The sequence below is a fragment of the Actinomadura sp. NPDC049753 genome, from assembly GCF_040674655.1.
GTDB classification, from domain to species: Bacteria; Actinomycetota; Actinomycetes; order Streptosporangiales; family Streptosporangiaceae; genus Spirillospora; species Spirillospora verrucosospora.
Genome location: NZ_JBFARL010000463.1, coordinates 1 through 1,361, shown reverse-complemented (window position 1 = coordinate 1,361; position 1,361 = coordinate 1). Strand labels below are relative to the sequence as shown.

Sequence of the window (1,361 nt, the reverse complement as noted above, 5' to 3'; positions counted from 1 at the left end):
GCGGGCCGGCGAGCTGCGCCGGGCGGTGCACCGGCTGCGCCGGGTGCTCGCCGCCGCCGACCCCGCCGACGTGCGGCTCGGCTGCCTGCTGCGCGAGCACCTGGCCGCCTATCTCGGCGACATCGACGAGGACGCCGAGTCGCAGGCGGTGGCGCGGGAGGCGGTCGCGATGCTGCCCGCCGACCCGCCGACCGTCGAGCGCGCCGACGCGCTCGCCACCTACGCGCGGACGCTGATGTACCGGGACGCGGCCGGGGAGATGCCCGAGTACGCCGAGCGCGCCATCGAGACGGCGCGAGAGGCGGGCGCCACCGGCGCCGAGGCCAGCCTGCTCGTCACGCTCGGCCTGTACCGCGAGTCGCGGGAGGCTGACACCGGCGTGGCGGAGGTGTTCGCCCGCGCCCATGAGCTGGCCGCGGCGGCCGGCGACAGCTCCATGATCGCGATGCGGGCGGCGTTCCACCACGCCCGGACGAAGTTCGACCGCGGCGACCTCGCGGGCGCGGCGCGCGCCGCCGACGCGGGCGTGAAGTACGCCGTCGACAACGGGATCGTGTGGAGCACGTTCGGCATCGTGCTGCGCTCCCTGCGCTACCTCGTCCACTACACATCGGGGAACTGGGCGGAGGCGGGCCGGCTGGCCGACGAGTTCGCCGTGCAGGTCGTCCGCACGCCCGAGGCGCAGGTGTCGGCGTACGCCCTGTTCCTGGAGGTCGCGCAGGGCGCCCCGACGGTCGAGGAGCGGCTGCGCTGGATCGCTCCACTGTGGGGGCAGGACGCATTCGTCAACTACCTCGCCCGCGGGCTCGCCGCCGAGCACGCGCTGTGGCGCGGCGACCCGGACACGGCGGCCGAGCACATCCGCGACGTCCTCGGCACCGTCTACGTCGAGACGGTCGGGGCGATCCGCATCGCGGCGACCGGGCTCTGGGCGGAGGCCGACCGGGCGGCCCGCGCCCGCGCGAACGGCGACGAGGAGGCGCTGCGGGCGGCGCGGGAGTCCGGCGACATGCTCCTGCGGACCGCGCACAGCGTCGTCACGGTGGACGTCGACCGGCAGCCGCGCACCTGGCTCGGCTGGGAGGGGCAGGGCTGGCTGGCCCGCGCGGAGGCCGAGCGCCGCCGCCTGGACGGCGTCCACGACGTGGAGCTGTGGCGCAGGGCGGCCGAGCTGTTCACCTACGGGGACGCCGACGGCGGGTTCGTCTACGAGGTGGCGCGGTCGCGGTGGCGGCTGGCGGAGGCGCTGGCCGAGAACGGCGAGCGTCAGTCCGGACGGTGCCCGTGCCCTCACCGCTGGTCTCGACGGCACAGCGCGGATGTGGGACACCGCCACCGGCCGCGAACTCTTTCGGCTCACC

1 pseudogene is annotated in these 1,361 nt (G+C 76.1%); it reads left to right on the top strand.

The features are described from left to right. A pseudogene (locus AB0K37_RS42230) lies at positions 1-1,361 on the top strand (LuxR family transcriptional regulator); the annotation flags it as partial.